Source organism: Roseomonas sp. TAS13 (genome assembly GCF_001950415.1).
Lineage (GTDB): Bacteria > Pseudomonadota > Alphaproteobacteria > Acetobacterales > Acetobacteraceae > Roseomonas > Roseomonas mucosa.
The window spans coordinates 1-1,588 of record NZ_BDLP01000624.1; the positions used below are offsets into that span (position 1 = coordinate 1).

General features: G+C 75.2%; 1 protein-coding gene. It reads right to left on the reverse strand.

Annotated features, from left to right (window positions below):
• A partial coding sequence (locus ROTAS13_RS24310) for a ComEC/Rec2 family competence protein (RefSeq protein WP_075823648.1) occupies positions 1 to 1,588 on the reverse strand: 1,588 nt, incomplete at both ends.

Genomic DNA, 1,588 nt, shown 5'->3' on the forward strand with positions numbered 1-1,588 from the left:
CCTCTCTATGCTGACGTCGAGACTTGTGATCAAGAGACAGGCGCCCCGGCGCGTCTTCACCTTGCGCAGCAGGGCAATCGCCGGTGCCCCGGGCCGGGGCCGCAGCAGGCAGTGGTCGGCGGCGCAGCGCAGCCCGGCTTCCACCCTTTCCTCTTCCGCCGGCAGCGGGGCGAAGCCCGCCTCCCCCCAGTCGCGCAGCCAGCTGTCGCGCGCGAAGCCGTTGCTGCCCGAGCCGCGCCCCAGGAAGACGCCTTCCGGGCTGCGATAGGCGATCAGCCGCGCATCGGCCGAGACCAGCAGGTCGGGTTGCGGCACCGTCGGCCCGGAGAACAGGCCGAGCAGGATCAGCGGCACCCCGGCCCAGCGCCAGCGCGTGCGCCAGAGGCAGAGCCAGAGCATCCCGAAGCTCGCCAGCAACAGGCCCCAGGCGGGAATCGGCGACGCGATGGCGGCCGCTCCGGGCCAGGAGGCGACGCGGCGGGCGGTGGCCAGCACGATCTCCGTGCCCCAGCCCATCGGCACCAGGGCCAGCCATTCCAGGCGGAAGGGCATCAGCAGCACCGCCAGCATCCCCGCGGGCATCACCAGCAGCGAGGTCACCGGCACCGCCACCGCATTCGCCACCACGCCATAGAGCTGCAGCCGCCCGAAATGGTGCAGGCCGTAGGGCATGGTCGCCAGCCCGGCGAGCAGCGAGGTGAGCGTCAGCCCGAGCACCGCCACCAGCCCCCGCCGCCAGGCCTCGCCCTGGCCGCGCAGCCGGTCCAGCGGGGCGCGCATCGCCTCCCACCCGGCGATCAGCGCCAGCACGGCGGCGAAGCTCATCTGGAAGGAGGGGCCGAGCAGCGCCGCGGGCTGCCAGGCCAGCACCAGCGCGGCGGCCAGGGCCAAAGCGCGCAGCGACACCACCCGCCGCCCCAGCAGCATCGCCAGCGTCGCCAGGGCGGCCATGGCCAGGGAGCGCAGCATCGGAACCTGCGAGCCGGTGAGCACCGTATAGCCCGCGCCGAGCAGCAGCCCCGTGGCGGCGGCGACGGACTTGCTGTCCACCCGCAGGGCCAGGGGCGGCACCAGCGCGACCAGCAGCCGCACCACGCTCATGCCCAGCCCGATCACGATGGCCACATGCAGACCGGACACGGACAGCAGATGCGCGAGGCCGCTGTCGCGCATCGCCGCCACGGCCTCGTCCGGGATGGGCGTCTGGCTGCCGGTGAGCATGGCGCTGGACACGGTGCCCGTCGCGCCGCTGCCGAGCACGGCGAGGACGCGCTGTTCCAGCAGGCTGCGCAGCCCGGCGAAGCCGCTCCCTCCCGGCGATGACGGCGCGGCCTCCAGCCTTTCGACGGCGGCGAGGGCCGAGGCGCTGCCGGCGCGGCCCTCGAAGAAGGCGGCTCGCTGGTAGTCCCAGGCGCCGGGGGCCGGGGGCGGCGGTGGCGGCCGCAACAGGGCGCGCACCCGTAGCCGGTCGCCCGGCGAGACGGGGGTCTCGTCGCCCTTCTTCAGCCGGAGGCGCAGGCTGCGCTCCAGCGCCGGCTGCCCCTCGCCCGGCCTGGCGCCGGTCAGCACGACGCGCCGCCCGCCCGGC